Raw genomic sequence first — 1034 nt, 5'->3', positions numbered from 1 at the left:
AAATTAGTCAGGACAAAATTTAATTTTTCTTTGAGGTTTTCGAATGATTTATAAGCATCAAAATCTAACCATTGATATTTTATTCTCCGCCATAGAATTTCAATCAGGTTTAACTCTGGTGAATAAGGTGGCAAAAAGTAAATTAAAACATCTTTTTCTTTCCATTGTTCTATTTTAGCCATAAATTTCTTTGATTTGTGTATGGGAGAATTGTCAAGAATTACAATGGTTTTTTTAATGGTTTGTTCCACAAATCGATTCATAAAACTGATGATTCTATCTGAATTAAAGGTTGTTTCAAGTGTTTCGAAATAGAGTTTATTTTTACGGGTCATTAATCCAACTACATTCTGATATTTACCTTTAGCAGCGGGTAACAAAATTGGATTATTCTTTGTTTGCCAAGCATAAGGCACATTTGGAGAGAGTCCAAAATGACTTTGGTCTCCAAAATATAAATCAATATAACCGCTATCTTCCAAACTCTTTAATGTTTCTATCTGCTCTTGTTTAAATCTAAATTGTTCTTCGTTGCGTTTGCCTTTCAAAGACAGTCTAGCTCTTTTCCACTTATAGCCCAGTAACTTTTAAAAAATTCTGCAAAGTCTTTTTGCAGATGACAATATTGTGTTGCTCCTCAAAGTAAATTAATACATTTTTTAAATTTCTATTGTGAAGTTCTAATTGCTTGGAAACTTCTTCTGTATAGTCTTTTAAAAGAGTTTTTGCTCCTCTTCCTTCTGATATAGCAAGAGAATCAACCCCAACACTAGCCCAACTATCAAACCATCGTTCAATCGTTCTGCGACTGACTTTAAAAATAGAAGCCAAGTCTTTAATCTTGTGTCTTTGATGTGATAAAACAAGGCATTGACTACGTTTCCTAACAGTATTATTAGGGCTATTTTGGTAAAGGTGCTCTAGTACCAAAACCTCTTCTTCTTTTAGTGTTACATATCTCATAATGAGATAAATATATTAAATTTTTTACATATCCACAATAAAATACGACATTATTTTATTCTTATTACTTA

General features: G+C 30.9%; 2 protein-coding genes. Both read right to left on the bottom strand.

The genetic code is table 11. The features are described from left to right. A partial coding sequence (locus tag M2326_RS17520; RefSeq protein ID WP_264620830.1) for an IS630 family transposase occupies window positions 1-548 on the bottom strand: 548 nt, incomplete at its 3' end. A gap of 22 nt (window positions 549-570) precedes the next feature. Further along, the gene (locus tag M2326_RS17515; RefSeq protein WP_264620829.1) at window positions 571-963 is read right to left on the bottom strand and encodes a helix-turn-helix domain-containing protein; all 393 of its coding nucleotides are present in this window, start codon (window positions 961-963) and stop codon (window positions 571-573) included. Between the last annotated feature and the right edge of the window lie 71 nt (window positions 964-1034).

The organism is Flavobacterium psychraerolatum, from assembly GCF_025960985.1.
Classification (GTDB): Bacteria; Bacteroidota; Bacteroidia; order Flavobacteriales; family Flavobacteriaceae; genus Flavobacterium.
Note: the sequence above shows the minus strand (reverse complement) of the source record. Positions and strands in the feature narration are given on the sequence as shown.